Raw genomic sequence first — 26,500 nt, forward strand, 5'->3', positions numbered from 1 at the left:
TTTCCCTTCAAACAACAAACAGTTACCACGGAGCACACGGAGCGCACGGAGAAAACCCGTCTTTCCTCCGTGCTCTCCGTGTGCTCCGTGGTTCAATGGATTTTTCCAAATTCAGCAGCACGACTGGCCGGATTTCGTTGGCGTACAGCAGGCACCTTGTGCGATGCCGATGGCGGACAAGCTGGCATTGGCGGCTTCCTTGCGGCATGCCTCGTCGAAACTGGCATCCAGCGCCTGTGCCGCCTCGTCACGGATATGGCGCGCGATTTCGACCACCGCGTCGATCTGTGCCTGCGCCACGCCATACTGTTTCAGCTTGTCCACCTGGCACAGGCCCTGTTTGGGATGATTGGTGGCAATGTTGGCCGCCAGGGACACCAGCGCCACGATGGAAGGATGCAAATCGGTATTCATATGAAACCTCTCAATTGGTTGAACAACAAGCCAACGATAACGAATGCCGTGGCCAGATAAGTGGAATACAGCGCCAGCAGGGGCACTTTGACGACTTTTCTCAGAATGATCATTTCTGGCAGCGACAGCGCGGTGACCGCCATCATGAAGGCCAGCACCGTGCCGATTGGCACGCCCTTGCCGAGCAGCACTTCGGCAATGGGGATGATGCCGACCGCGTCGGAATACAGCGGCACGCCGATCAGCACGGCGCCGACAACCGAAAGCAGCCCGCCATCGCCCGCCACGCTGGCAACCAGCTCGGCTGGAACATAACCGTGGATGAAGGAGCCCACCCCCACGCCGATGAAAATGAACTTCCAGATACGCCCAACGATTTCCTTCACCTGAGAGACGGCGTACTCGTGACGGGCACGCAGGGACTTGTCCTCTTCCACCTCTGCCACCTGCCCCATGTGAATTTTCCACACATAGTCCTCAACCCAGCGCTCCGGCTTGAAGCGCTCCAGCACGAAGCCGCCAATCAAAGCGACGCTGAGCCCGGTCAGCACGTACAGCACGGTGAATTTCCAGCCGATTACCGAAGCCAGCACCACCACCGCCACTTCGTTGATCATCGGGCTGGCGATGAGGAAGGACAGCGTGACGCCGAGCGGGATGCCCGCCTCGACAAAGCCGATGAAGAGCGGAATGGAGGAGCAGGAACAGAACGGCGTAACCGCCCCCAGGCCCACCGCCATGAAACGGCTTTGCAAATTACCGCGATGGCGGATGAATTCGCGCACCTTCTCCGGCTTGAGCAGCGCACGCAGCAGGCCCATGAGATAGATCACCAAAGTCAGCAGCACCAGGATCTTGGTCACATCCATCACGAAAAAATGGGCGGCAGCGCCGAAGGGCGTGCCTTGCAGCCCGGCGAGGTCATAGATCAGCCAGGAGGCAAGGGCGTCAAACATGCTGTTTCGCTCCTGCCTCGTACCAGGCCTTGCTGCCATTCACGATGCGCACCACCGACAGCATCACCGGCACCTCGATCAGCACCCCCACCACCGTCGCCAGCGCCGCGCCGGATTCAAAGCCGTAGAGCGAAATCGCCGCCGCCACCGCCAGCTCGAAGAAATTGCTGGCGCCGATCAGTGCCGAAGGCCCGGCCACACTGTGCACCTCACCAACGGTCCGGTTGAGCCAGTAGGCGAGCATGGAATTGAAATACACCTGGATCAGGATAGGCACGGCCAGCAGCAGGATAATTAGCGGTTGTTCGAGAATAGCCTTACCCTGGAAGGCGAACAGCAGCACCAGGGTGGCGAGCAGGGCGGAAATGCCGGCCGGGTGCAGACGGGCCAGCACGGCATCCAGTACACCCTTGCTCAGCAGCACCCGGCGCAGGAGTTGGGCAATGACGAGCGGAATGACGATATACATCACCACCGACAGGAACAGGGTGTCCCACGGCACCGTGATGGACGCGACGCCCAGCAGCAGGCCGACCAGCGGCGCGAAGGCGAACACCATGATGGCGTCGTTGAGCGCCACCTGGGAGAGGGTAAACAGCGGATCGCCCCTGGACAGGTTGCTCCACACGAACACCATGGCGGTACAGGGTGCCGCGGCAAGCAGGATCAGGCCAGCGATGTAACTATCGATCTGCTCAGCGGGTAAATACGGTGCAAATGCGATGCGGATGAACAGCCAGGCCAGCAGCGCCATGGAAAACGGTTTCACCCCCCAGTTGATGAACAGGGTGACGCCGATGCCGCGCCAGTGCTTCTTGACCTGGCCCAGCGCCGAGAAGTCGATCTTCATCAGCATGGGGATAATCATCAGCCAGATCAGCAGGCCCACCGGCAGGTTGACCTGGGCCACTTCCAGCTTGCCGAGAAACTGCACCGGCGCGGGGAGAAGCTGGCCCAGCGCGATACCGGCCACGATGGAGAGAAACACCCACACCGTCAGCCAGCGCTCGAAAAACCCCAGCTCCGCGCCAGCGGCTTTCCTGGCGGTGATTTCACACTGCGCGCTCATGCGATCACTCCCCTTTCTCGCGCAGCAGTCCGATGTCGTCGAGCTGGCGCTTGAGGGACAGTTTGTCCAGCTTTTCCACCGGCAGGCTGATGAACAGCGAGATGCGGCGGTTGAGCTGGGTGAAAGCCGTGACAAAAGCCTTGCGCTTGTCCGCGTCGCTGCCCTTTGCTGCAGCGGGATCGTCAATGCCCCAGTGAGCGGTCATGGGCTGGCCGGGCCAGACTGGGCAGACTTCGCCGGCGGCGTTATCACACACGGTAAAGACAAAATCGAATTGCGGCGCGCCCGGCACGGAGAATTCGTCCCAGGATTTGCTGCGCAGATCCTCGACCGGCAATTTGTTCTTCTGCAGCAAATCGATGGCGAAAGGATTGACTGCTCCCGCCGGATGGCTGCCCGCGCTCCAGGCATGGAACTGCCCCTTGCCGAGATGGTTGAGCAATGCCTCGCCCAGAATCGAGCGCGCCGAATTGCCGGTACAAAGAAATAGCACGTTGAAAGTTTTTTTGCTCATGATCATCTATCCTCAAATCACATCAGGGTTAGGGCTCGTAGGGGCGGTTTTAACCGCCATGGGCGAATGAATTCGCCCCTACAAATGCCGTTTTGGACATATCCAGTTATCAAGCTTAATTATTCGCCATTTCGTATATCCCCCAAATCGGATATGAAAAGTCAAAAAAATCAGGCGGCGCAACGCACCGGACGAATTGCCGCATTCGCCAGACGTTCAGCGTCCTCGCGATACGGAACGCCATTGCTCACCCCTTCCACCATCAAGCCCAGCATGCGATAAGCCCAGGCGGGAAGTTGCGGGTCGAGGCGGTAAAATACCCAGGTGCCCTCGCGCCTTTGCGCCAGCACGCCCGCCTCACGCAACACCGCCAGGTGACGTGAGACCTTGGGCTGAGCCACATCCAGCGCCTGGAACAGTTCGCATACGCACAATTCCTCGTGCTTCAGAATCAGCAGCAGGAGACGGCGGCGGGTTTCGTCGGAAAGGGTTTCGAAGAAGGATTGTTCATTCATGGGGCGAGACAATATTCGCTATGACGCATATTGTCAAGCAGGAATCCGCCTCGGAGCGAGGAGCGGGGTAAAGCAAAGGGTTAATGATTTGCGCGCTTCACAATACGGTTTCATGCAAAAGGGGGCGCGCCAGCAAGCTGAATGCCCCGCTTGACCAGCCCCCACCCGGATCAATGCCAGCCGGGGTGATCGAAATAGATGCCGTAATTCTCCAGCGCATGGGAAATTTTTTCCGCACCCTGCTGTGCCTTGCCCATGTCCTGCCCTGCAAGCGCATCCGCGCCGGCAATGATGTCCGCCAGCACCAGATGGAACACGGCATCGGCATCGCTGTCCATCTTGCAGTTCTGCACCATGAAGGCGATCTGCTCATTCACCTTTTGCGACAGGGTATGCGCCTGTTCCAGCTTAAACGCGCCGCTGCGCAGCTCCGCCACCTTTTCGCGCATGGCGTGCCGGATGCCGTCCATTCCCTGGCGCAGATGCGCATCAGTGGGCCACTTTGCGCCCTGTTTAAGCTCAAGCTTTCCAGGCGCTCCCGCATCGTGGGAATGCTCGTGGTCGTGCGCCCCCGCCAAACCCGGTGCGCTGCTCACAAGCAGCGCCAGCACCATTCTGATCAGACCTTGCCTGCAAAACATAATTAATCCTCCTATTAAAGTCAAAAAATAGGGATTATCCATATTTACAGTAAACTGTTCCAATGCAAAAGTTCAGAAATTTCCCATGAATCCTGACCGGCGCAATATTCTGCGCGCCCTGTCCGCAGCGGCGCTGCTGCCCATGCTCAACGCCTGTGGAGCACGGCAATCCAAGCAACTGATTATCGCCAGCCATGTCTGGCCGGGCTACGAACTCATGTTTCTGGCCAAGCGCGAGGGATGGCTCCCGGCCGAATCGCTTGATCTGCTGGAAACGGCTTCGGCAACCGGCTCTCTTGCCGCGCTGGCTGAAGGCAAGGCCGATGGCGCCGCACTGACGCTGGATGAAGTGTTGCGTGCCCGAGCCAACGGCATCCGGCTGACCATCATTCTGGTATTCGACATTTCCGCCGGCGCGGATGTCGTCCTTGCCCGCCATGGCATTCACACCCTGGCAGATCTGGCTGGAAAACGCATCGGCGTGGAAAAAACCGCGCTCGGAGCGCTGGTGCTGCACAAATTGCTGGGCTCCGCCAAGCTGCCCGCATCGGCCGTATCGGCGATCCCGATAAGGCCTGACGGCCACATGGAAGCCTGGCGGCGCGGGCAGGTTGATGCCCTCATCACCTATGAGCCCATCGCCACCCGACTAAGGGCGGAAGACGCAAAAACCATCTACGACAGCCGGGACATGCCCGACACCATTTTCGACGTCCTTGCCGTCAGGCCGGAGGCCGCCTCGCGACATCAGGAAACCCTGAAAATGCTGGTGGCCGGGCATTTCCGCGCGCTGCGCCATTTTCGCAGCAACCCGCAGGATGCGGCATTCCGGCTGGCCGGGCACCTGCAACTGGATGCCCGTGAAGTGCTGGATGCCTACCGCGGCCTGCAGTTGCCCGACATCCGCGCCAATCGCAGCCTCATGGACACAAATCCGGGGCGGCTGCTCTCGGCAGCGCGCGAATTGTCCCAGATCATGGCCAGAGAAAAACTGCTGCCGCGGCAGGACGATTTCACCGATCTCGTGCGCGCCGATTTCCTTCCTGATGAAAGCTGAAGATGCCGGCCCGACTTCCGCTTAAACTTGTTTTACTGCCGCTGCTGCTCATGATGCTGACAACGGTGCGCTGCGCCCTTGCAGATCATGTGCTGACGGTCGGAATCCTGTCACTCAGGCCACTCGCCGAGTCACAGGCACGCTGGGAGCCGCTGAGCGACTATCTGAGCGAGGCACTGCCGGGACACCGGGTGCAGGTACAAGCATTCGATTATCCCGATCTGGAAGAAGCCTTGCATCACCACAAGCTCGACTTCATCCTTACCCATCCCACCCACTATCGTCTGGTCCGCGAGCGCAATGCGCTTTCCGGCGCCCTGGCGACCCTGACGGAAACCGCTGATGGAAAGCCGGTGGAGGCCATCGGCGGTGTCATTTTCAGCCGGGCCGAACGCAATGACCTGAACACATTGCACGACCTGAAAAAACGCACCATTGCGACTTGCTCCCGCAACTGCATGGAAGGTTTCCAGTTGCCTGTCGAAATGTTCATCGATGCCGGCCTGCCGCCTCCCGATGAAACGCAACTGCTTTTCCTGGGGCTACCCCATGACAAGGTTGTGGAAGCCGTCCTTTCCGGCAAGACTGACGCCGGCTTCGCGCGCGCTGGCGTGCTCGAAGCCATGGCCGGGGAGGGCCGGCTGGACATGCGCCAGCTCAGGATCATTAATCGCCAGGATCTGCCAGGATTCCCCTATGCGGTTTCTACCCGTCTCTATCCGCAGTGGCCGCTGGCGGCTCTACCACAGGTGGATGAAGCCAGCGCGCGCCGGATTGCCGCGGCGCTGCTGCGCATTGAGGAAGACACGCCGCTTGCCAGAGCACTGGACATCCATGGTTTCACCGTCCCGGCCAGTTATGCCTCAGTAGAGGATCTGGCACGCAAACTGCGTTTGCCGCCCTATGACACGCCGCCCGAGATCACCCTGGCCGACATCTGGAAGCGCTATCGCGCACAGGTCATCCTGCTGATCCTGGCCGTAACCATCATTTTGTCCCTGGCCGCTGGCTTGTGGCTATCACGACGCAAGCTGGCCGCAGCAAAAAAGATCAGCCAGGAGCAGGCCAATGCCCTGAAGTACTCTAATACCCAGCTTCGCACCCTGATCGAGACCATTCCCGACCTGATCTGGCTCAAGGATCCTGGCGGTGTTTTCCTGGCCTGCAACCCGCGCTTCGAGCGCCTTTTCAATGCGCCTGAATCACAGATCGTGGGCAAGACCGACTATGATTTCGTGCCTCGAGAACTTGCCGACTTTTTTCAACAGAAAGACCAGGAAGCCATCGCTGCTGGCAAACCAAGCATCAACGAGGAGTGGGTCACCTTTGCCGATGATGGGCAACGTGGGTTGCTCGAGACGATCAAAACCCCCATGCGTGACAGCGAGGGCCGGCTCATCGGCGTGCTGGGCATCGCCCGCGACATCACCGAACGCCGTGCCAATGAGGAGAAGCTGCGTTTCCTGGCCCGCGTGGTGGACAGCGCAGCAGAGGCTTTCATGGTCACTGACACCCTTGGAAACATTGTGGCGATCAACCCCGCCTTCACTGCGATCACTGGTTACAGCGAGGCAGAAGTAGTCGGCAAAACACCGGCCATGTTCAAATCCGGCCGGCAGGACCCCGCCTTCTACCAGCAGATGTGGTCAAGCATACTGGCCACCGGCTACTGGGAAGGCGAGATATGGGACCGGCGCAAGGACGGGATGATTTACCCCAAGTGGCTCACCATCACCACGGTCAGGGATACATCGAATCAGCCCACCCATTATGTTGCGGCCTTCACGGACATCACCGAACGCAAGGCCGCGGAGGAACGCATCCATCATCTCGCCTTCTACGACCCCCTCACCAGACTGCCCAATCGCCGCCTGCTCATGGACCGGGCCGAGCATGCCCTCGCTTCCAGCACCCGCACCGGCGAGTATGGCGCGCTGATTTTTCTTGACCTCGATCATTTCAAGACCCTCAACGATACCCAGGGGCATGCCGTCGGCGACCAGCTCCTCATCGAAGTAGGAAAACGCCTCAGCGCAAGCATGCGCGAAGTGGATACCGTGTCGCGCCTGGGCGGAGACGAGTTTGTCCTGCTGCTCGAAGATCTCGGCCAGGAGGAAGAACCCGCTGCCGCACTGGCAGAGTCCCTTGCGGAAAAAATCCGCTCCCACCTTGCTCAACCCTTCCATCTTGAAGGGCTGAGCAAGGGATACCAAACTTCGTCGAGCATCGGCCTGACCCTGTTCCGCGATCAGGAAAGCTCGCTCGATGCCCTGTTCAAGCAGGCGGACCTGGCGCTCTACCAAGCCAAGGATGCCGGACGCAACACCCTGCGTTTTTTCAACCCCGCCATGCAGGCAAACCTGGAAGCGCGCACCGCCATGGAAAGCGCTTTGCGCAAGGGTCTGGAGCTACGCGAATTCCAGCTCTACTACCAGCCTCTGGTCGACCCGGCAGGAACATGCCTCGGAGCAGAAGCCCTGCTGCGCTGGCTGCCGCCCGGCAGGGAACCCGTTTCTCCCGCACAGTTCATCCCGCTGGCAGAAGAAACCGGGTTCATCCTTCCCCTCGGGAACTGGGTTCTGAACACTGCCTGCGCTCAGCTCAAGATCTGGGAAGAACATGCGGCCACACAGCATCTGACCCTGTCAGTCAACATCAGCGCCCGCCAGTTCCTGCAACCCGACTTCGTGTCAGAGGTGGAGCAAGCGCTTGCCCAAAGCGGGGCAAATCCGGCGCGCCTGAAACTGGAACTCACCGAGAGCGTGGTGTTGCATAATGTGGCAGAGACTATCGAACGGATGAGCAGCATCAAGGCACTGGGCATTCGCCTCTCGCTCGATGATTTTGGTACCGGCTATTCTTCCCTCTCCTACCTCAAGAGGCTACCGGTGGAGGAGGTCAAGATCGACCGCTCCTTTGTCACGGACATCATGCATGACCCGGACGATGCCGCCATCGTCCGCGCCATTCTGGCCTTGAGCCAGTCCCTCAGTCTTTCCGTGGTTGCAGAGGGCGTGGAAACCGACCAGCAGCTGGCCTTTCTCACCCAGTATGGCTGCAAGATATTCCAGGGCTACCTGTTCAGCCGCCCCATACCTGAAGATGAATTCAAGCGGTATCTGGGCATATCGGCAGCATGATTTTTTTGCACTTCATTAAACCTAAAAAAAGCAGCTAACCACGGAGTTCACGGAGCACACGGAGCAAGAACCATAGATTGCATGAGATTTGGCATTCACCCCTTGGGTAAGGCCATAAATTTTTCGCAAACAGCCTTTCTCCGTGCTCTCCGTGCCCTCCGTGGTTGTAGAACTGAGGTTTTCAGGGCAAATCAGGCCTGAGATAGCCCCTGGATCAGCGCCAGCGCTCTTTTGCCTGCTCGTCGCTTTCACGCGCATCCACCCAGCGGGCGCCGGATGGCGTTTGCTCGCGCTTCCAGAACGGCGCCTCGGTCTTGAGGTAATCCATGATGAATTCGCAGGCGGCGAATGCCTCGCCGCGATGCGCGCCGCTCACGGCCACCAGGACGATCTGGTCGGTGGGCTTGAGATCGCCAACGCGGTGAATCACCAGGGCATCGAAGATGTCCCAGCGCGTTCTGGCCTGTTCGACGATGCGCTCCAGCGCCTTTTCCGTCATGCCCGGATAATGCTCCAGGCTCATGCCGGCCACCGCGTCGCCCTCGTTGATGTCGCGCACCAGGCCGAGAAAGCTGGCAATGGCGCCGATTTTCGGATTGCCCTGACGCAGCGCGAGCAGTTCCGCGCCGAGGTCGAAGTCTTCCTGCTGCACCCGGATAGCCATTTCGTCAGCCCCCGGTGACCGGCGGAAAAATGGCGATTTCGTCGCCATCCCGGATCACGCTTGCGCCATCGGCCATGTCCTGGTTCACCGCAATGCGGAACGCCCGCCCCGCGGCCAGTTCAGCCTCCCAGGCACCACCGCGCGTGCGCAGCCAGGCCGTCAGGCTGGCGACATCCCGCACCTCCGGCGGCAAATCGATCTGCTCGGATGACACGCCCAGCGCTTCGCGCAGACGGGCAAAATAAAGTAGTGTAACCATGGCTAACCCAGCAATTCGCTAAAGGGAGTGAACTTGATCAAGTCGCCGCGCGCCACGGTGGTGCCCTCGTGGATTTCCGCCAGCCCCTCGCCCCATACCGCCGAGGTCAGCACACCGGAACCCTGGTTGGGGTAAATGGCGATGCCCGGCGCGCCGTCCGCCTGCGGTTCCAGGCGGGCGCGAACGAATTCGCGGCGCGGACCGGGCTTGCTCCAGTCAAAGGCCGCGGGCAACTGGTAGCTGCGCGGCGTTGTTTTTTCCACGCCCTGGCAGCGCAGGATGTAGGGGCGCACGAACAGGCAGAAGGTCGCGAAAGCCGAAACCGGGTTGCCCGGCAGGCCGATGAAGGGCGTGCCCTGAACCGTGCCATGGGCAATGGGTTTGCCTGGTTTCATTGCCACTTTCCACATGTCGAGACTGCCCAGGCTTTCCACCGCCGCCTTGACGTGGTCTTCTTCCCCCACCGACACGCCGCCGCTGGTCACGATCAGGTCCGCTTCGTGCCAGGCCTGTTTGAGCACCTCCACCGTGGCCGCCAGACTGTCAGGCACGATGCCGTAATCCGCCACGCGGCAGCCCATGCCTTCGAGCAGGCCGAGCAGAGTGTAGCGGTTGGAGTTGTAGATTTCGCCTTCTTCCAGCGGCTCGCCCGGCATGACGATCTCGTCGCCGGTGAAGAACAGCGCCACGCGCAGCTTGCGGTAAACCAGCACATCGGCCAGCCCGATCGAGGCAATCAGCCCCATCTCCTGCGGGCGAATCCGGACTCCGGCAGGCAATACCTCGCTGCCGGCGGCAATATCCTCGCCGGCACGGCGGATATTCTCCCCCGGCCTGGGCATGATGCGGACGATTACCTCATCCCCATCCACCGTACAGTTCTCCTGCATCACCACGGCATCCGCGCCGGGCGGCACTGGCGCGCCAGTGAAGATGCGTGCCGCGCTACCCTGCTCCAGCGCATGCCCCACGCTACCAGCGGGAATGCGCTGGGAAACCCTGAGACGGGTTTCACCGGCCGGATTCAGACTGGCGCAGGCCATGGCATAACCGTCCATGGCGCTGTTGTCGAGCGGTGGCACAGTCACGCTGGAAACCAGCGGCTTTGCCAGCACCCGGCCCAGCGCGTGGGTGGTGTGAATGCGCTCCGTTTCGGCAATGGGGCGGGCATGGCTCAACAGCAATTCGAGCGCCTCGTCGGCACTCAGCATTTTCTTGATTTCACTCATTGTTCAATTCCAGATGGCGCAAAATAAAACCGGCAACTGCGGCCGGATCGTTGAGATCAAGTGACGGCAAAGGAGCCTCGACCGCCACATCGCTGGCAATCGCGATGATATGAGGGTCTTGTGGATACAGCAATGGCTTGCCGTTGGCCGGACGGTAAATTTCCAGCTTGGGAATGGCTTCCTGCTTGAAACCCTCGACCAGTGCCAGATCGCAGGGAGAAAGCCGCGCCAGGTGCTGAGCCAGCGTGGGTTCGGCCTCATCGCGCAGCTCATGGAGCAAGGCCCAGCGAGCAGACGAAGTCAGCAGCACCTCACTGGCGCCGGCGGCGCGATGGCGATGGGAGTCCTTGCCGGGCTGGTCGAGATCGACGTCGTGATGGGTCTGCTTGAGGGTGGAGACCCGGATGCCGCGCATGACCAGAAGCGGGATCAATTTTTCCAGCAGGGTGGTTTTGCCGCTGCCCGACCAGCCGGCAAGGCCGAATACTTTCATCGTAAAAACCTCGATTTAACCACGGAGTTCACGGAGAACACGGAGGAAAAAACGAATCACACATTATTGCCGCTCACCATGACAGGCAACGGCAGAAATGGTCACAGACTGCTTTTCTCCGTGCGCTCCGTGAACTCCGTGGTTATTCGTTTTTTCCGGATTCAAAACACCTCCCCTTCCCCCAGGTAGCGCCACTGTCCCGGCGGCAAATCGCCCAGCTTGACCTTGCCGATGCGCACGCGCTTGAGGCCGACCACTTTAAGCTCCACCAGCTCGCACATGCGGCGAATCTGGCGCTTTTTTCCTTCCTTGAGGATAAAGCGCAGCTGGTCGGCATTCTGCCAGCTCACCCGCGCCAGCTTGAGCGGCTTGCCATCCAGGCTGAGGCCGTAATTCAGCAGCTTCAGGCCGTTTTCATCGAGCTTGCCCTGCACCCGCACCAGGTATTCCTTCTCGATGCCGGAATCTTCGCCGATCAATTGCTTGGCGATACGGCCATCCTGGGTCAGCACCAGCAGCCCCTGCGAATCGATATCCAGCCGCCCCGCCGGCGCCAGGCCGAACAACTGCGAGGGGTCGAACTGCTGCGGCGAGGGGTCGTCCTTGAAGCGGCTGTCCCTGGTGATCAGGCTGGCAGCGGCCTTGTGGCCCTTTTCCGGCTGGGCGGAAACATAACCCACCGGCTTGTGCAACAGGATGGTGACACGGCTGGCCTGCTGGGTTTTGGCGCCATGGCCCAGTGTCACAGTCTGCGTTGGCAGCACCTTGGTGCCAAGCTCCGTGACCTTGACGCCATCAACGAACACCAGACCGCGCTCGATATAGGAATCGGCCTCTCGGCGCGAGCACAGCCCGAGCTGGGACATGAGCTTGGAAAGTCTGAGGGGTTCGGTCATATTATTTCTCTGTCACGCTGCTGTAACAAAAACTCAATAAATTGTTCGTCTTTCTGAGATAAAGGCGGCACAAATGGTTGAAGAGCATCAAGCCTACCTGGTTACCGGCCTGCAGTATGGCTACAAACCCGAAGTTCATGCCGTGGCGGTACTGACCCATTCCCACCAGCGCGCAATCGAACTGTTCCGCAAGCAGTTCAGCGGGTCGGAGATTTACTCCTGCACCAGTCTCGCCGAGGCGCGCGAAGTGGTCAAGATTCTCGAAGCCGCCAAGGAAGGACGCGAAATCAATAGCGAAACGCTGGCCGCGGTCATCAACGACCTCTGACCCGTTCGCGCAGTAGCAGCGCGGCCAGACCCGCCAGGAAAAACAGCGCGAACCACCCCAGCGCCCACGCTGGAATGGACAGCCCGAGCATGCTCCATTCCACCTTGGCGCACTCGCCGGAACCCTGAAAAACCATGGGCAATGCCTTGCTCAAGGGGAAAGCCTCAAGCATGTAATCCAGTCCCGGCCCGCATTCCGGCACTCTGTCCGGCGGCAAACTTTGCAGCCACAGATTGCGCCCGGCCACCGCTGCGCCGGCAAGCGAAAACAGGATCATCAGCAGGCCATAAAATTTCCTGGCCATGGCGCCCGGATTGTGCAGAAAGGCCAGCATCGCCGTCATGCCGATCGCAACAAACGCCACGCGCTGCAGGATACACAGCGGGCAGGTTCCAGCTTCAGTCCATGCTGGAGATAGAGGCCGATTCCAAGCAAGCCCAGGCAGCACACCAGGACGGCCAGGAACATGGCGCGAAAGGGAAGAATCATGCCTTGCTGCCCACGGGTAGCGCCGCGATTGGCGTCAGATGCCAGATATCCCAGTTGTACTCATGAATGGTGCGGTCACTGGAGAATTTTCCGCTGCTTGCGCTGTTGATGATGCTCATGCGCGTCCAGCGCTCCTGGTCGAGGTAGGCCTTGGCAGCACGTTTCTGCGCCTCGACATAGCTCCTGAAGTCCGCCAGGATCATCCAGTAATCGCCATGCCCGGTGAGCGAACGGATGATGCCGTCAAAAATGCCCGGCTCGGCGGCATTGAAATGATTGGCCGAAATCAGTTGGAGCACACGTTGCAAATCCTTGTCTGCTTCAATCAGTGCAAGCGGGTTGTAATCACGGCGGCGGGCTTCGACTTCGGCGGCGGTCATGCCGAAAAGGAAAAAATTATCCACCCCGGCCTCTTCGCGAATCTCGATATTGGCGCCGTCCAGCGTACCGATGGTCAGCGCGCCATTGATCATGAATTTCATGTTGCCGGTACCGGAGGCTTCTTTGCCGGCAGTCGAAATCTGCTCCGACAGGTCCGTGCCCGGAGAAATCACTTCCATCACCGTCACGCGGTAATCCGGCAAATAAGCGACTTTGAGCAGGCCATCACAAGCCGGATCGTCATTGACCACCTGCGCCACGCTGCAAGCCAGCTTGATGATGGTTTTGGCCATCGCATAACCCGGTGCCGCCTTGCCGCCGATCAGCACGCAGCGCGGCGTCCAGTTTGCCGTATCGCCGCGCTTGATGCGGTCGTAAAGATGAATCACATGCAGGATGTTGAGCAACTGGCGCTTGTATTCGTGAATGCGTTTGACCTGCACATCGAACAGGGCATCGACATCAAAATTCACACCACAATCGGCCTGCACCAGCGCTGCCAGGCGCACCTTGTTTGCCAGTTTCACTTCGCGCCAGCGAGCGCGAAAAGCAGGGTTGTCGGAAAACGGGATCAGTTTGCGCAACTGCTGCAGATCGGTCGCCCAGCCATCGCCTATGGTGTCGGTAATCAGCTGACTCAGGGCGGGATTGCTCGATGCCAGCCAGCGGCGCTGCGTGACGCCATTGGTCTTGTTGTTGAACTTGGCCGGCCAGAGTTCAAAGAAATCACGGAACAGATCCTGTTGCAGCAGCTCGGAGTGCAGCGCAGCCACGCCGTTGACCGAGAAACCGGCCACCACGGCCAGATAAGCCATGCGCACCTGGGCTTCATGTCCATCCTCGATGATGGACATGCGCGCCAAACGCTTGCTGTCACCCGGCCAGCGCAGGGACACCTCATTCAGGAAGCGCCGGTTGATTTCATAAATAATGTCCAGCAGGCGCGGCAGCAACGAGCGGAACAGGCGCACCGGCCATTTTTCCAGCGCTTCCGGCAGCAGGGTGTGATTGGTGTATGCCATGGTGCGGGAAGTGATGCTCCAGGCCTCATCCCAATCCATGCCATATTCATCCATCAGGAGGCGCATCAGTTCCGCCACGGAACAGGTGGGATGCGTATCGTTGAGCTGGAAGCAGTTCAACTCGGCAAACCGGCTGAAGTCCTCGCCGTGATCGCGCACCCAGCGATGCAGCACATCCTGCAGGCTGGCCGATGCCAGGAAATATTGCTGGCGCAGGCGCAATTCCTTGCCATTCTCGCTCGTATCATTGGGGTAGAGCACCATGGTGATGTGCTCGGCGGCATTCTTGGCCGCCACGGCTTCGGGATAGCTGCCGGCGTTGAACTCGCCCAGGTCGAATTCGTCCGTGGCTGCGGATTTCCACAGGCGCAGGGTATTCACGGTGCCATTCTGAAAACCCGGCACCGGAACGTCATAAGGCACGGCCAGCACGTCATGGGTATCCAGCCAGCGCACCCTCATCCGGTCGTCCTGGTCCTGGTAATAATCACAGTGCCCGCCAAAATGAATGCGCTGCGTAAACTCGGGCCGCTCCAGCTCCCAGGGGTTGCCATTACGCAGCCAGTGGTCCGGCTCCTCCAGCTGATAGCCATTCTCGATATGCTGGCGGAACATGCCGTATTCGTAGCGGATACCATAACCCATCACCGGCAGTTGCAGGGTGGCGCAACTATCCAGAAAACAGGCTGCAAGCCGCCCCAGACCACCATTGCCAAGGCCGGCATCGTGCTCCTCGTCCGCCACCTCCTCCATCAGCAATCCAAGCTGGCTGAGCGCCTTCATTGCCTCATCGGCGATGCTGAGGTTAAGTACCGAGTTGGACAAGGCCCGTCCCATCAGGAATTCCATGGACAGGTAATAAGTACGCTTGCAGCCGCTGGCATCATAAGCGGCATCGGTTGCCTTCCAGCGCTCGACCAGGCGGTCGCGCAGGGTCATGGCCAGCGCGGTATAGAAACAGTGTGGCGGGGTTCCATGCTGGTCGCGGCCAAGTGTGTGATTGAAATATTGACGAAAGTCCAGTGCCAGGCTCCCGGCATCCATGCCCAAAGGCGGCAAATTGACTAAAAGAGGATAAGGGGTACTGGTCAGGTCAGTCTGCGAGCATTGGATCATGGGGGTCTCTTTCTTGAATACGTGGTTGAAGATGGCTTTGCCATCCGTACCATCCGTTCCAGCAAAATACGATAGGCAGAAAATCTGCAATCAAACACCCTTAATTTTAACTTAGATTACCTACTGATAGCGAATCTGAAAGCGCCACTCCTTCTCCGCAAAAGAATGTTCAGTTGCACTCTGGACTAAGTCTAAATATAATAGGCTTTCAAACTTGAAGTATTCAGGCAAGCAAATTAAGGCTGCGCCCTAAAATCGTGGCAGCTTTTCACTTCGTCAATAACCAGAAAGGAATCATCATGGCAGTTCTCGTTGGCAAGGCCGCTCCCGATTTCACCGCCGCGGCGGTAATGGGCAATAACAGCATCGAAGAAGGCTTCAACCTCAAGACCCACATCAAGAACAAGTACGCGGTGATCTTTTTCTATCCGCTCGACTTCACTTTCGTGTGCCCTTCCGAACTGATCGCCTTTGATCACCGCCTGAAGGAATTCCAGGACCGCAACGTGGAAGTGATCGGCGTCTCCATTGACTCCCACTTCAGCCACCTGGCATGGAAAAATACGGCCATCAACAATGGCGGCATCGGTCAGGTCCAGTACCCGCTGGTTGCCGACATCAAGCATGAAATCTGCAAGGCCTATGATGTCGAAGCCGATGCCGGTGTCGCCTTCCGCGGCTCCTTCCTGATCGACAAGAGCGGCGTGGTTCGCCACCAGATAGTGAACGACCTGCCGCTGGGCCGTGACATCGACGAAATGCTGCGCATGGTTGATGCACTGCAATTCACCGAACAGCACGGCGAAGTCTGCCCGGCTGGCTGGAACAAGGGCAAGGCCGGCATGAAGGCCGACACCAAGGGCGTGGCAGAGTACCTGGCAAAGCACGCCGGCGAACTGTAAGTCTCTAGTTTTCGCCTCGCGAAAGCCGCCAGGGAGTTGATCCCCAGGCGGCTTTTTTGCTTCTGAAGAGAGTATTTTCATAACCCGCAAGGAGAACGATGATGAAAATCACCAAGAAGAAACTGATCGAGGAACTGAACAAGGATCTGGAATGGGAATATGCGGCGGCGGTGCAGTACGTGCAGCACGCCGCTGCGATCAGCGGTGCACAGTATGATTCGATCCAGAAGGAGCTGATTATCCACTCACAGGAAGAAATGCAGCATGCCGTGATGCTGTCCGAGCAAATCGATTTTCTCGGCGGCGTACCGACCGTCAATGTCGAGAAGCGCGAGATCTCCAGCGACAGCAAGGAAATGCTGAAACAGGATCTGTGGGGCGAGGACAATGCCATCAAGCGTTACAAGGAACGCATCGCCCAGGCCGAAGAACTCAGGGAATATGGCCTGCGCCGCGTGCTGGAAGACATCCTGATTCAGGAAGAAGAACACAAGCGCGACCTGTCGAACGCCATCGTCAACAAGTAAACCTCCTCAGGGATCCCCGGCATTCACTCCGGATGCCGGACCCTCACTTCCCTCTTCTCGTCCTTGATTTCAGCAAAACCGCCTCCATCAGAAAATGGTAATATATCTTTATATTGTCTTGACCCATATCAAGGATAAGCAAAATGATTTCTGATAATGCCCGCTTTGACCTGACCATAGCCAGGTTTGACGCCGCGAATGCGCAAGACCCCAACAAGGAAGTGTTTGAAGGCAAGGAATACCCCAAGGAGCTGCTCTACTCCCAGCGCATGAGCGACATGCTCAAGCATTTCGCCCCTGACGCGCCAGAACATGTCCAGCTGGCCGTGCGCGCCCAGCACATCTGCCGCTGGAAAGTTCCGCGCGCAGACTACCCGATGGACAAGCCCGGCTACTATCAATGGCGCACTTATCTGTACAAATTTCACGGCGAGACCGCCGGCGCCATCATGCGGGAAGCGGGCTATGACGAGGACACGATAGCCAGGCTCCAATCCCTGTTGCGCAAGGAAAAACTCAAGCTCAATCCGGAAACCCAGCTACTCGAGGACGTGGTGGATCTGACTTTCCTGCAGCATTATCTGGAAGCTTTTGTGCAGAAATACAGCAGCCAGTACGATGAGGAGAAGCTGCTCGACATCGTGCGCAAGACGTGGAAAAAAATGTCTGAAAAAGGCCATGAAGCAGCGCTGAAACTCGATTTCACGCCAGAAATGCTGGCGGTGGTGCAGAAAGCACTGAACTGATTCCCCCCCCGCCTGCGGAGATTTAGTGCAACTGGGCTTTTTCCTCGGCCAACTGCTGAGACAAGGCCGCCACGGTTTCGGTATCGAGATCGATTCCCACATCCCAGCCCGGATTGATGGTCACGCCGGCACCCGCATCGATGTGCTCCAGAACCCAGCGAAAATCTGCCAGCAAGCCGCCGCCGAACCTGGGAAATTCTTCCATCACCACCTTGGCCCGCTCCGGACTGCTGAACAGTACCAGCACATGGACCCCTTCCTCAGCCTGCACCACCAGCGGGCGGGCATGAACGGAGCGCTGAAAACCCTGGATACCTGATTCTTCATCTTCCACCGGCATGAACACCTGATCATCCAGCAAGCCGCCGATCAGATCATCCACATCCAGCTCACCATTCGCCGCTGCCAGCAGCTTCTGCTCAAGATCGTTCTTGGGCTCAAAAATCTCGTCACTCATGTTGTTTCTCCGCAATTCGCATCAGGCCGCATTCTAACCTGCCAGCGCCGTCAACCCACCTATAATCTGCTTGCCACCAGCGCCGCGCCCATCAATCCCACTTTCGGATTCATGACCACGCGCAGCGGAATGCTCTGCATCAAGCCTGAAAAACGCCCCTTGTCGTTGAAGGCACGCACGAAGCCGCCGCCATTGAGTTTGGCCATGATTTTGGGCGCGATGCCACCCGCCACGTAAACGCCACCCCTGGCCAGCGTGGTGAGCGCCAGGTTGCCGGCCTGCGCCCCGTAGATGGCGGCAAACATGTCGAGCGCCCGAACGGCCGCGGGGTCGCGGCCCGCGATCCCGAATTCAGAAATGGCTGCCGCCGGGTCGCACTCCAGCATGGCCCGGCGCAGTGCGGCCGTGGCTGTTTCCAGCCCGCTCCCGGCCAGATATTCAAAAATCTTCACCAGGCCATCCCCCGAGAGAATGCGCTCATAGGAAACATGGCCAAAAATGGGCCGCAGGTAACGCAAAAGACCGTCCTGCTCTTCATCGGCAGGCGCAAAATCCACGTGCCCCCCTTCGGAAGGCAAGGCCTGATAGTGGCCGTCCCGCCACACCAGAATGCCCTCGCCCAGGCCGGTTCCGGCGCCCAGCACGGCGCGCGTGCCGCGCAGTTCGGGCACCCCTTCCTGCAGAGCGGTCACGTCACCTTCCTGCAGCGCCTCGATCCCACAGCCCACGGCAGTAAAATCATTGATCAGTCTGACATCGGCAATGCCGAATTCGGCGCCCACCGCGTCTGCGTGGATCGTCCAGGCGAGGTTGGTGACTTTTGCGCCTTGCCCATGAATCGGGCCGGCCACGCCGAAACAGGCCGCATCCACCGGCCGCGCGTCGGCGGCATGAAGCGCCGCCGTGCGCATGAATTCCCCCAGCAGCGAGCTGAAATCAGCATGGGCGGCACTGTCGAAGCGGCGCTCGCAGATGACGTGAAAAGCACCCTGCCGCACCGCCGCCAGTTGCAGCAGCGTTTTGGTGCCGCCAATATCCCCTGCCAGGATCAGTCTTTCCACGCCTACCACCATTTCTTTTTCTTGAAATACACCACCATGCCCAGCGCGACACCCATCATCACGATCCAGGACAGCAGATAGCCGTATTGCCACTCCAACTCCGGCATATTTTTGAAATTCATGCCATACACCCCGGCAATCCAGGTCAGCGGGATGAAAATGGTCGCAATCACGGTGAGCACCTTCATCACGGCGTTGGTGCGGTTGCTGATGCTGGAGAGATAAATATCCAGCATGCCGGAAAGCATGTCGCGGAAAGTCTCGACGGTGTCAATCACCTGAATGGTGTGATCGTATATATCCCGCAGGTAGTAACCGGTTTCCTCGCGAATCAGGGCCGAATCACGGCGCTGCATGCCGCTCACCACTTCGCGCAGGGGCCATACCGATTTGCGCAGGTAGATCATCTCGCGTTTCAGGTTGTGGATCAGGTGCAAGGTTTCCGGACCGGGGTCGCTGATCAGGGTTTCTTCCAGCAATTCGACACGCTCGCCGATTGTTTCCAGAATGATGAAATAATTGTCCACCACTGCGTCGATCAGCGAATAGACGAGATAATCCGCGCCCAGCTTGCGCGTCTGCCCCTTAGCGCTGCGGATGCGGGTGCGCACCGGCTCGAACACATCGCCCTTGGCCCCTTCCTGGATGGAAAGCACGAAATTTTCGCCCAGGATCAGGCTCACCTGCTCGGAACTGATTTCACCGCTCTCCTTTTCATGACTCAGCATGCGCAGCACGATATACAGATAGTCGCCGTAATCCTCGATCTTGGGACGCTGGTCGGTATTGAGGATATCCTCCATCACCAGCGGATGCAGGCCGAAACAGAGGCCGATTTTTTCCAGTGCCTGAATGTCATGCACCCCTTCGATATCGACCCAGCTTACGCTCGGCTTGTTGCGCAAGCTGATGCACTGATCGAGATCGGTCAAAGTGGCTTCGCTGCAATTTTGCTCATCGTAATCCAGCACTGAAACCGATATGGCGCTGGTTTTTTTCTCCCCGATATGGACCAGGGTGCCAGGCGGCAAGCCTGCCTTTTTCGAACGTTTTTTAAGTGCGTATCGAGCCATAGTGCATACCCTCCATTGGTGCCGGCATATGGATTCCGTAGCCCTGGGCGTAATCCACCCCCAGCACCGCCAGCTTCTCGATCAGTTCAGGGTCCTCGACAAACTCCGCCACGGTCTCGATACCCATCACGCCGGCGATGCGGGCAATCGCCTCCACCATGGCATGATTGATCAGGTTCTGATCCATGTCCCGCACGAAAGCACCATCAATTTTCAGATAGTGAACCGGGAGATCCCTGAGATAGGCAAAAGACGACATGCCGCTGCCGAAATCATCGAGTGCAAAACGGCAGCCCAGGCTGGAAAGTTCGCGCATGAACTGCGAGACTTTTCCAAGATTGGCAATGGCGGAAGTTTCGGTGATTTCCAGACACAGTGCCTGAGGGGGCATACCGTAATGCTCGAGCTGCTCCTTGAGAAAATCCGGGAACATCTCATCGTTAAGGCTGGTGGCGGAGAGATTCACCGCGCACAGAATCGGGAATGGCTCATTCCTGCCCTTGCATTCCTGCCACAAACGCCGCCACGCCTCGCCACGGGATCGGAACAGGGTGCGAATCACCCAGCGATCCACGGTCGGCATCAGGTTATAACGTTCGGCTGCGGGAATGAAGACCCCGGGCGGAATGACCTTGCCCTTCTCATCCACCATGCGCAGCAGCACCTCGAAGTGCTGCTGGTCCCGCCGGCGCTGCGACACCGCAACAATTTCCTGAAAATAAAGGCGGAAACGATCCTCTTCGAAAGCCTTGGTGATGCGTGAAATCCACTGCATTTCACCATGGCGCCGGGCCAGTTCGGTATCATTTTCCAGGTAGGCATGGACGCGATTGCGCCCCCCTTCCTTGGCGGCGTAACAAGCGGCATCCGCATTGCTCATCACAGCGGCAAGGTCGCCGCTGGAAGAATTCACCTCCACCAGGCCGATACTGACACCCACTTCAAAGACCTTGTCCTGCCAGATAAAGCGGAACTTCTGCACCCCCTCGCGCACCTCATTGGCAAGGCGCAGCGCCGGTTCGAGCGCGCAATTGTAAAGCAGCATGCCGAACTCGTCGCCACCCAGGCGCGCCACCACGTCCGATTCACGGCCACGCCCTATGAACACGGATACCAGCTGGCGCAGCAATTCGTCGCCGGCCATGTGACCGCAAGTATCGTTAACCACCTTGAACTGGTCCAGATCCATGAACAGCACGGCATGATGCTTTCCATCGATCGCGGCGCTATCGATCAGGCCATTTAGCAGACGCTCGAATTCGCGCCGGTTGGCCAGCCCGGTCAGGGCGTCATGGCTTGCCTGCCAGGACAGCTGATTGGCCATCTGGCGTGCCTGGGATACATCGTGGAACACCACCACCACACCGATCACTTCTCCGGTACGGTTGCAGATCGGCGACAGACGATCCTCGATCACGAACTCATGTCTATCGCCACGCCGCACCAGCAGGGAATGGCTTTTCAACCCAACGGCCTGACCGTCCGGCAGGGTATAGCTGGCAAGGTGCGAAATCTGCTCGCGCGTCGCCTCATCCAGCACGTAAAACACTTCGCGCAGCGATTTGCCACGTGCCTCCGCAAGCGGCCAGCCGGTCAGGGTCTCGGCCACGGTATTCAGATAATCAACCTGCCCCTGGCTGTTGGTAGTAATGACCGCATCGCCGATCGAATGCAGCGTGACCTGCGCCAATTCCTTTTCCTGAAACAGCGCATCCTCGATCGCCCGCGTGCGTCCGATAACGTAGGATGCGATCCACAGTGCCAGCACCACTGCGGTCGCTCCGCTCAGCAACATGAACAGCGTGGCAAAACGGAATTCCTCATCGGCGGATGAAACGGCCTGACGTGCCAAACCGCGCTGCATGTCGATCAAACGGGAATACAACTTGAAAATCTCACCCTGCACCGGAATGACTTTCTGCAGCAAGGTGCGATTCGCGCTGGCAATTTCTCCCTGCGCAACGAAAAGTTCCACTTCTTCCTGGGATTTTGAAGCCTGGCCGATCAGCCGCAGGGTATCGCGCAGCGCTTCGCGTTCCACCGGGCCGAGCGGCATCTCCTCAAGCTGCGCGCGCGCCTTTACAAACTCATTGGCCAGTGACTTGTAGCGCTGGTAAGCCTCATCTTTTTCAAACGGATCTTCCAGCATGGTCATGGCATACAGGTTGATCACCCGCTCGCGCGCCACGGTGCGCATGGTGGACACCAGCTCGGTCTGGACATTGTGCTTGTTCACAATGGATTCCAGTTCGCCCTTGATGGCATACATGCGGGAAATACCGATAAAGGTGAGCGTCAGCATCAGCGCCACCGCAACGCCAAAACCGAAAGCGATGATGAATTTTGAATTCTTTTTAAGCACTGGCTACTGCTTAAACACCGGTCAGAGAGAACAATCTGGCGCGGAACATCAGAGGAATCCCGCCGCCGCCAGCTCGGTGATCAGGGCATCATAATCCTTCGCTCCCTGGCTATGCGGTGCATGGGCAAAAACATCCTTGTTGTAGGCGGGGCTTTCCGCCAGGCTGACATTTTCTGAAATATGGGTGGTACATAGTTCGTTACCGAAGCGCTCGCGCAATTGTTCCGTAATTTCACGAGACATGCGGCGGCGTGCATCGTAACGGGTCACCACATAGCGGCGCTCGATACGCTTTTTCACCACATGCTCCAGTGCCTTGAGCGTGCTCTCCAGCTGGAATGCGCCTTTGGCCGAAAGAAAATCCGCCGAGACCGGCACCAGCACCTTGCCCGAAGCAAAAATGGCATTAAGCGACAGCACATTGAGCATGGGGCAGCAATCGATCACGATCGGCGCGCCCTCCTGTTCCAGCATTTCTTCCTCAAGCGCGGTTTTGAGGCGCATGACCGATTTCAGCCCCTTGCCGTGAAGCGCGTCAACCTTGGACAACTCCATGTGCGATGGAATGATGTTGCCGCCGGGCGGAAATTTTCTCACCAGATCGGACAGGGGGCGCGACTGGGCATAAAAACCGAACATGCTGTCCGCGCCCGAGGCTACCGGCACATCGCCGATAATCGTCAGGTGTGCCTGCGGATCGAGATCGATCGCCAGCGGGTCCAGCCCGCCACGCGCCAGGGCCGCGGCCAGATTAAGGCTGGTAGTGGTCTTGCCGACTCCGCCCTTTTGATTGAATACCGCAATAATTGTCATGATCCCTGAATCCTAAAGGATTTTGCCCGCGTTCGGCAAGATTACTGCGCTCTGGCATAATGGGCGCTTTTTCATCCCAAAGGGAGATTTTCATGTCTGAAACCACCACCGGAAACGGCCTGATTTACGAAGACATCACGCCGGGTGAAGGCACCGAGGCCACCGCTGGCCGCATGGTATCGGTACACTACACCGGCTGGCTGACCGACGGCAGCAAGTTCGATTCCAGCAAGGACCGTAACGACCCCTTCACCTTCCCGCTCGGCGCCGGCCATGTCATCAAGGGCTGGGATGAAGGCGTGCGGGGCATGAAGGAAGGCGGCGTGCGCAAGCTCACGATTCCTCCTCAGTTGGGTTACGGTGCCCGTGGCGCGGGTGGTGTGATCCCTCCCAACGCCACATTGGTATTTGAGGTGGAATTACTAAAGGTGCTTTGACTTCAAGAAAGCGCTTTTCCAGATCCAGGGTTTCCACCTCGCGCCCCAGCATCACCACCATGCCTTTGAGCCGGTTATCGCCGGTGTCTGAAAATTCAAAGCGGTAGGTGCGGCGGAGCTTGAGGTGGCCCCAGCCATCCCGGCCAAAGCCCAGCCCGGAAAAGGCCACCGTATCATCGAGAAACTGAACACCTTCCTCGCGGCAGGCCCGCTTGCCTGTCAGTTCCGCCTGCTCCCGTGCCGCCATGCTGTCGATCCAGAACCAGCCGAGGACGAGAAAAAATATGATCAGGAATAACTCCATCACCCAAAAAACCTCAGTTCGATAACCACGGAGGGCACGGAGAACACAGAGAAAGGCAGTTTGCGGAAATTTATGACCTCACCCAACAGGTGATTGCCAAATATCATGCTATCTATTGTTTTTTCTCCGTGTTCTCCGTGAACTCCGTGGTTAACCGCTTTTTTCAGGATCATTTTTTAATAAGCTCCATAGCGCGACTTGCGCGCCGGTTTCGGATGCTCGGACAAATGACAGATGCGGCGATAATGAAGCAGGGTTTTCTGCACCTGCCCCAGCACGCTGTTGTGCGGGTAGCCCCCGCTCTCATCCAGTTCGCCGGCTGGCTGGCCCAGCAATAACTCCAGGCCATCCATCACATCCTCTATGGCATGAATATGGAACTGCCCCAGTTCCACTGCCGCCACCACTTCCGCATTCAGCATCAGGTGGGAAAGATTGCGCGCCGGAAGGATCACGCCCTGGCTACCATCCAGACCAGCAGTCTGGCAGACCCGAAAGAAACCCTCGATTTTTTCGTTCATGCCGCCGATGGGCAGCACCTCGCCATGCTGGTTGAGCGCGCCAGTCACGGCAATCCCCTGCCGGATGGGCAGGCCGGAAAGGCTGGAAAGCAGCGCATACAGTTCGGCGCAGGAGGCGGAATCGCCTTCCACGCCATGATATTCCTGCTCGAAAACCAGCGCGCCATTCACCGATAGCGGCCCGAGGTGTGCAAACAAGGCGGCAAAATAGGTTTGCAGGATGAACATGCCCTTGTCGTGGATGGGGCCGGACATCTGCACTTCGCGTTCGATATTGAGCACGCCCTCCTTGCCGGGAAAAGTGCGCGCCGAAACTGCCACCGGCATACCGAAGCGATGGTCGCCAAGGTCGATCTGGGTCAAGGCATTGAGGCGCCCTATCCTTTCGCCCTGAACGGCAATGAGCAATTCGCCTTCCGCGATGGATTCGTGCAGGCGCTGGCCGGGATAATCATGACGGCCAATCCTGGCTGCCAGCGCCGCTTCCACCTCTTCACGCTGCACCAGTTCGCCCGCTGCCAGCGCGGCGCTCTCCGTCACCAGCTGTTCCAGGTAGGCGAATACCGCGTACTGGCGCCGCTGGTCGTCCGCTTCGCGCTGCATCTCCTCCAGCAGGCGCGCAACCGCGGCAGCGGTGAAATGCGGCAGCCCCAGGCGCTGGCAGGTATGCGCCACGAAGATCGCCGTCGCGCGGCGGGAGGCCGTCGAGACCTTGAAGCTTTCGGCAAAATCGACCTTGATGCGGAAATGGCGGCCGAATTCCGGGTCTTCCTCCTGCAATTCGTAATAGTGCTCACGGGTGCCGACCAGGATCACCTTCACGCTGACATCCACTGATTCCGGCTCCAGCGACACCACGGCGCTGGGCGCATACTGCGTGCCCGGCTCCTCGATCTGCAGGCGCCCGCTGCGCAGAAAACGGCGCAGCTTCTCCCACACCAGCGGATCACCCAGCAGATCGCGCAGATGCAGCAGCAGGAAACCGCCATGGGCGCGCAGCAGGCTGCCGGCGCGAATGCGCGAGAAGTCCGTCATCAGCACGTCGTTTTCCACCTGGTATTCGATGCTGCCAAACAGCGAGCGGAACAGCGGGTTGTCCTCGATCAGCACCGGCGCGCCGCCGAGTCCGCCGTTATCCACCATCAGGTTCACGCGCTCGCGCCCCAGCGCGGCAGCCAGCTCGTCCTGTGCATCTTGCGCGCCAAACAGCTCGATCTGGTTCAGAATATCCTCGCCCACCCGGTCAAGATAACCGCCCAGCTTGACGGAATCCTTGATCTGCGGCTTCATGGCGGCGCGAATCCTGCCGATCTCGTGTTCCAGCAGGGCTTTCACGACACGCCGTTTAAGCTGGGCCACCGCCTCGTTTGCAGCCCGCTCCTTGGGCTGCATTTTTTCCAGGAAACGGCTGATCTCGGCGCGCAATTCCAGCTCGGCACGATCCACCTCGGTCTTGCGCTCCGGCGAAAGGGAAAGCACCTCATCCTCGGTCAGCGCATGTCCGCCTTCTCCCAGAAGGGTGAAAATCATGCGTGCTTCTTCGCGCTGCAGAGTGAAGTGCCGGGCCGAGGCAAAGGCCGTCAGTGCGGCAAAGGCCAGCGATTCCTCGTCCTTGAAGGATTTCTGGATGGCTTCGCTATCGGTTTTGAACTCCGGCCCGGAAAGGCGTGCGGGGATATCCGAACGCAGCTTTTTGACCAGTTCAGCCATCAGGTCGCGCAGCACCCGCCCCTGCCCGGCAGGCAGACGCAAGGCCAGCGGCCGCTCGGGGCAATCGAAATTATGCAGATAACACAAGTCGGGCGGCACGGAACGCAGCGCCGCCGCTTCCCGCATCGCCACTTCCATCAGCGAGGAGCGCCCGCTGCCCACTTCGCCCAGCACGAACAGGTTGTAACCCGGCTGATCCAGCGACAGGCCGAAGCGCGCTGCCTTCTCGGCACGCTCCTGGCCAATCCAGGGCAGGGGCTCGGAAACCAGCAGCGAAGTATCAGAACATCCCAGGTCTCCGGGATCGACGGTGAGACGGAGTTGATGCGGAAGCAACTTGATAGAGGGCATGGCGAACCTGTCTGCGTGGAACCGGCATTGTCCCACGAGTCAGAAAAAAATGC

At 58.8% G+C, this 26,500-nt stretch carries 27 protein-coding genes; 7 read left to right on the forward strand and 20 right to left on the reverse strand.

The features are described 5' to 3' along the window. Window positions 1–111: 111 nt before the first annotated feature. The 6 genes from WC392_09210 to WC392_09235 form a co-directional block, all read right to left on the reverse strand. Window positions 112–414 carry a hypothetical protein gene (locus WC392_09210; protein ID MFA5242535.1) on the reverse strand — a complete coding sequence of 101 codons (303 nt, stop codon included), beginning with the start codon at window positions 412–414 and terminating at the stop codon, window positions 112–114. Next, window positions 411–1,370, reverse strand: coding sequence for a permease (locus WC392_09215; GenBank protein MFA5242536.1), 960 nt, complete (start codon window positions 1,368–1,370; stop codon window positions 411–413). Before WC392_09215 ends, WC392_09210 begins: the two co-directional genes overlap by 4 nt. Further along, a complete protein-coding gene (gene arsB / locus WC392_09220) occupies window positions 1,363–2,439 on the reverse strand; it encodes an ACR3 family arsenite efflux transporter (GenBank protein MFA5242537.1) in 1,077 nt (358 codons plus the stop codon). The genes WC392_09215 and arsB overlap by 8 nt, the downstream gene beginning before the upstream one ends. Before the next feature lie 4 nt (window positions 2,440–2,443). Next, complete coding sequence (locus tag WC392_09225; protein MFA5242538.1) at window positions 2,444–2,953, reverse strand: arsenate reductase ArsC; 510 nt, start codon at window positions 2,951–2,953, stop codon at window positions 2,444–2,446. A 170-nt stretch (window positions 2,954–3,123) separates the two neighbouring features. Next, window positions 3,124–3,468, reverse strand: a complete 345-nt coding sequence (locus WC392_09230; protein ID MFA5242539.1) for a metalloregulator ArsR/SmtB family transcription factor — start codon at window positions 3,466–3,468, stop codon at window positions 3,124–3,126. 170 nt (window positions 3,469–3,638) lie between these two features. Continuing rightward, window positions 3,639–4,109, reverse strand: a complete 471-nt coding sequence (locus WC392_09235; protein ID MFA5242540.1) for a hypothetical protein — start codon at window positions 4,107–4,109, stop codon at window positions 3,639–3,641. An 85-nt stretch (window positions 4,110–4,194) separates the two neighbouring features. Between WC392_09235 and WC392_09240 the strand changes: the two genes are divergently transcribed. After that, window positions 4,195–5,166 carry an ABC transporter substrate-binding protein gene (locus WC392_09240; GenBank protein MFA5242541.1) on the forward strand — a complete coding sequence of 324 codons (972 nt, stop codon included), beginning with the start codon at window positions 4,195–4,197 and terminating at the stop codon, window positions 5,164–5,166. 2 nt (window positions 5,167–5,168) lie between these two features. After that, the gene (locus tag WC392_09245) at window positions 5,169–8,306 is read left to right on the forward strand and encodes an EAL domain-containing protein (GenBank protein MFA5242542.1); all 3,138 of its coding nucleotides are present in this window, start codon (window positions 5,169–5,171) and stop codon (window positions 8,304–8,306) included. Between the two features lie 214 nt (window positions 8,307–8,520). Here the strand turns inward: WC392_09245 and moaE are convergent, their stop codons facing one another. The 5 genes from moaE to WC392_09270 all read right to left on the reverse strand — a co-directional run bounded on the left by moaE (window position 8,521) and on the right by WC392_09270 (window position 11,847). Then, entirely contained in the window at window positions 8,521–8,970 is a 450-nt protein-coding gene (gene moaE / locus WC392_09250) for a molybdopterin synthase catalytic subunit MoaE (protein ID MFA5242543.1), read from the reverse strand. 4 nt (window positions 8,971–8,974) lie between these two features. Further along, window positions 8,975–9,229 carry a molybdopterin converting factor subunit 1 gene (gene moaD, locus WC392_09255; GenBank protein ID MFA5242544.1) on the reverse strand — a complete coding sequence of 85 codons (255 nt, stop codon included), beginning with the start codon at window positions 9,227–9,229 and terminating at the stop codon, window positions 8,975–8,977. Window positions 9,230–9,231: 2 nt separating this feature from the next. After that, complete coding sequence (gene glp / locus WC392_09260) at window positions 9,232–10,458, reverse strand: gephyrin-like molybdotransferase Glp (GenBank protein MFA5242545.1); 1,227 nt, start codon at window positions 10,456–10,458, stop codon at window positions 9,232–9,234. Beyond that, window positions 10,451–10,951, reverse strand: a complete 501-nt coding sequence (gene mobB / locus WC392_09265; protein MFA5242546.1) for a molybdopterin-guanine dinucleotide biosynthesis protein B — start codon at window positions 10,949–10,951, stop codon at window positions 10,451–10,453. Before mobB ends, glp begins: the two co-directional genes overlap by 8 nt. A gap of 161 nt (window positions 10,952–11,112) precedes the next feature. Next, a complete protein-coding gene (locus WC392_09270) occupies window positions 11,113–11,847 on the reverse strand; it encodes a pseudouridine synthase (GenBank protein ID MFA5242547.1) in 735 nt (244 codons plus the stop codon). A gap of 73 nt (window positions 11,848–11,920) precedes the next feature. Here WC392_09270 and WC392_09275 point away from each other — a divergent pair, with 73 nt between their 5' ends. Next, the gene (locus WC392_09275; protein ID MFA5242548.1) at window positions 11,921–12,175 is read left to right on the forward strand and encodes a hypothetical protein; all 255 of its coding nucleotides are present in this window, start codon (window positions 11,921–11,923) and stop codon (window positions 12,173–12,175) included. Here WC392_09275 and WC392_09280 read toward each other — a convergent pair. Together WC392_09280 and WC392_09285 are read right to left on the reverse strand one after the other, a co-directional pair. Beyond that, window positions 12,162–12,539, reverse strand: a complete 378-nt coding sequence (locus tag WC392_09280; protein MFA5242549.1) for a disulfide bond formation protein B — start codon at window positions 12,537–12,539, stop codon at window positions 12,162–12,164. The two genes, WC392_09275 and WC392_09280, sit on opposite strands and share 14 nt — an antisense overlap. Window positions 12,540–12,660: 121 nt before the next feature. Further along, entirely contained in the window at window positions 12,661–15,183 is a 2,523-nt protein-coding gene (locus tag WC392_09285) for a glycogen/starch/alpha-glucan phosphorylase (GenBank protein MFA5242550.1), read from the reverse strand. A 299-nt stretch (window positions 15,184–15,482) separates the two neighbouring features. Here WC392_09285 and WC392_09290 point away from each other — a divergent pair, with 299 nt between their 5' ends. From WC392_09290 to WC392_09300, 3 genes are all read left to right on the forward strand, one after another. Beyond that, window positions 15,483–16,085 (forward strand): peroxiredoxin, encoded by a 603-nt coding sequence (locus WC392_09290; GenBank protein ID MFA5242551.1) that lies wholly within the window; start codon window positions 15,483–15,485, stop codon window positions 16,083–16,085. A 98-nt stretch (window positions 16,086–16,183) separates the two neighbouring features. Beyond that, on the forward strand, window positions 16,184–16,612 hold the full coding sequence (locus WC392_09295) for a ferritin-like domain-containing protein (protein ID MFA5242552.1): 429 nt from the start codon (window positions 16,184–16,186) through the stop codon (window positions 16,610–16,612). Between the two features lie 143 nt (window positions 16,613–16,755). Continuing rightward, entirely contained in the window at window positions 16,756–17,358 is a 603-nt protein-coding gene (locus WC392_09300) for a DUF4202 domain-containing protein (GenBank protein ID MFA5242553.1), read from the forward strand. Between the two features lie 22 nt (window positions 17,359–17,380). Here WC392_09300 and WC392_09305 read toward each other — a convergent pair whose 3' ends face one another. Genes WC392_09305 through WC392_09325 form a run of 5 tightly spaced genes read right to left on the reverse strand, consistent with a single transcriptional unit; the run spans window position 17,381 to window position 23,124 of the window. Next, complete coding sequence (locus tag WC392_09305) at window positions 17,381–17,815, reverse strand: SseB family protein (protein ID MFA5242554.1); 435 nt, start codon at window positions 17,813–17,815, stop codon at window positions 17,381–17,383. Window positions 17,816–17,874: 59 nt separating this feature from the next. Continuing rightward, a complete protein-coding gene (locus WC392_09310; GenBank protein ID MFA5242555.1) occupies window positions 17,875–18,876 on the reverse strand; it encodes a glucokinase in 1,002 nt (333 codons plus the stop codon). A gap of 2 nt (window positions 18,877–18,878) precedes the next feature. Further along, complete coding sequence (corA, locus tag WC392_09315) at window positions 18,879–19,949, reverse strand: magnesium/cobalt transporter CorA (protein ID MFA5242556.1); 1,071 nt, start codon at window positions 19,947–19,949, stop codon at window positions 18,879–18,881. Then, a complete protein-coding gene (locus WC392_09320) occupies window positions 19,930–22,311 on the reverse strand; it encodes an EAL domain-containing protein (GenBank protein ID MFA5242557.1) in 2,382 nt (793 codons plus the stop codon). The genes corA and WC392_09320 overlap by 20 nt, the downstream gene beginning before the upstream one ends. Window positions 22,312–22,359: 48 nt before the next feature. Beyond that, a complete protein-coding gene (locus WC392_09325) occupies window positions 22,360–23,124 on the reverse strand; it encodes a ParA family protein (GenBank protein MFA5242558.1) in 765 nt (254 codons plus the stop codon). Between the two features lie 92 nt (window positions 23,125–23,216). Here WC392_09325 and WC392_09330 point away from each other — a divergent pair, with 92 nt between their 5' ends. Further along, window positions 23,217–23,561 (forward strand): FKBP-type peptidyl-prolyl cis-trans isomerase, encoded by a 345-nt coding sequence (locus WC392_09330; GenBank protein ID MFA5242559.1) that lies wholly within the window; start codon window positions 23,217–23,219, stop codon window positions 23,559–23,561. Here the strand turns inward: WC392_09330 and WC392_09335 are convergent. Then, complete coding sequence (locus WC392_09335) at window positions 23,458–23,865, reverse strand: DUF3301 domain-containing protein (protein MFA5242560.1); 408 nt, start codon at window positions 23,863–23,865, stop codon at window positions 23,458–23,460. The two genes, WC392_09330 and WC392_09335, sit on opposite strands and share 104 nt — an antisense overlap. Before the next feature lie 176 nt (window positions 23,866–24,041). Beyond that, complete coding sequence (locus WC392_09340; protein ID MFA5242561.1) at window positions 24,042–26,447, reverse strand: AAA family ATPase; 2,406 nt, start codon at window positions 26,445–26,447, stop codon at window positions 24,042–24,044. Window positions 26,448–26,500 lie beyond the last annotated feature (53 nt).

Origin of the sequence: Sulfuricella sp., from assembly GCA_041651995.1 — a bacterium.
Lineage (GTDB): Bacteria > Pseudomonadota > Gammaproteobacteria > Burkholderiales > Sulfuricellaceae > Sulfurimicrobium.

Bases quoted from the DNA above. Each gene is read 5' to 3' on its own strand.
- WC392_09210 (MFA5242535.1), bottom strand. From the start codon at position 414: ATGAATACCGATTTGCATCCTTCCATCGTGGCGCTGGTGTCCCTGGCG.
- WC392_09215 (MFA5242536.1), bottom strand. From the start codon at position 1,370: ATGTTTGACGCCCTTGCCTCCTGGCTGATCTATGACCTCGCCGGGCTG.
- arsB (MFA5242537.1), bottom strand. From the start codon at position 2,439: ATGAGCGCGCAGTGTGAAATCACCGCCAGGAAAGCCGCTGGCGCGGAG.
- WC392_09225 (MFA5242538.1), bottom strand. From the start codon at position 2,953: ATGAGCAAAAAAACTTTCAACGTGCTATTTCTTTGTACCGGCAATTCG.
- WC392_09230 (MFA5242539.1), bottom strand. From the start codon at position 3,468: ATGAATGAACAATCCTTCTTCGAAACCCTTTCCGACGAAACCCGCCGC.
- WC392_09235 (MFA5242540.1), bottom strand. From the start codon at position 4,109: ATGTTTTGCAGGCAAGGTCTGATCAGAATGGTGCTGGCGCTGCTTGTG.
- WC392_09240 (MFA5242541.1), top strand. From the start codon at position 4,195: ATGAATCCTGACCGGCGCAATATTCTGCGCGCCCTGTCCGCAGCGGCG.
- WC392_09245 (MFA5242542.1), top strand. From the start codon at position 5,169: ATGCCGGCCCGACTTCCGCTTAAACTTGTTTTACTGCCGCTGCTGCTC.
- moaE (MFA5242543.1), bottom strand. From the start codon at position 8,970: ATGGCTATCCGGGTGCAGCAGGAAGACTTCGACCTCGGCGCGGAACTG.
- moaD (MFA5242544.1), bottom strand. From the start codon at position 9,229: ATGGTTACACTACTTTATTTTGCCCGTCTGCGCGAAGCGCTGGGCGTG.
- glp (MFA5242545.1), bottom strand. From the start codon at position 10,458: ATGAGTGAAATCAAGAAAATGCTGAGTGCCGACGAGGCGCTCGAATTG.
- mobB (MFA5242546.1), bottom strand. From the start codon at position 10,951: ATGAAAGTATTCGGCCTTGCCGGCTGGTCGGGCAGCGGCAAAACCACC.
- WC392_09270 (MFA5242547.1), bottom strand. From the start codon at position 11,847: ATGACCGAACCCCTCAGACTTTCCAAGCTCATGTCCCAGCTCGGGCTG.
- WC392_09275 (MFA5242548.1), top strand. From the start codon at position 11,921: ATGGTTGAAGAGCATCAAGCCTACCTGGTTACCGGCCTGCAGTATGGC.
- WC392_09285 (MFA5242550.1), bottom strand. From the start codon at position 15,183: ATGATCCAATGCTCGCAGACTGACCTGACCAGTACCCCTTATCCTCTT.
- WC392_09290 (MFA5242551.1), top strand. From the start codon at position 15,483: ATGGCAGTTCTCGTTGGCAAGGCCGCTCCCGATTTCACCGCCGCGGCG.
- WC392_09295 (MFA5242552.1), top strand. From the start codon at position 16,184: ATGATGAAAATCACCAAGAAGAAACTGATCGAGGAACTGAACAAGGAT.
- WC392_09300 (MFA5242553.1), top strand. From the start codon at position 16,756: ATGATTTCTGATAATGCCCGCTTTGACCTGACCATAGCCAGGTTTGAC.
- WC392_09305 (MFA5242554.1), bottom strand. From the start codon at position 17,815: ATGAGTGACGAGATTTTTGAGCCCAAGAACGATCTTGAGCAGAAGCTG.
- corA (MFA5242556.1), bottom strand. From the start codon at position 19,949: ATGGCTCGATACGCACTTAAAAAACGTTCGAAAAAGGCAGGCTTGCCG.
- WC392_09325 (MFA5242558.1), bottom strand. From the start codon at position 23,124: ATGACAATTATTGCGGTATTCAATCAAAAGGGCGGAGTCGGCAAGACC.
- WC392_09330 (MFA5242559.1), top strand. From the start codon at position 23,217: ATGTCTGAAACCACCACCGGAAACGGCCTGATTTACGAAGACATCACG.
- WC392_09335 (MFA5242560.1), bottom strand. From the start codon at position 23,865: ATGGAGTTATTCCTGATCATATTTTTTCTCGTCCTCGGCTGGTTCTGG.
- WC392_09340 (MFA5242561.1), bottom strand. From the start codon at position 26,447: ATGCCCTCTATCAAGTTGCTTCCGCATCAACTCCGTCTCACCGTCGAT.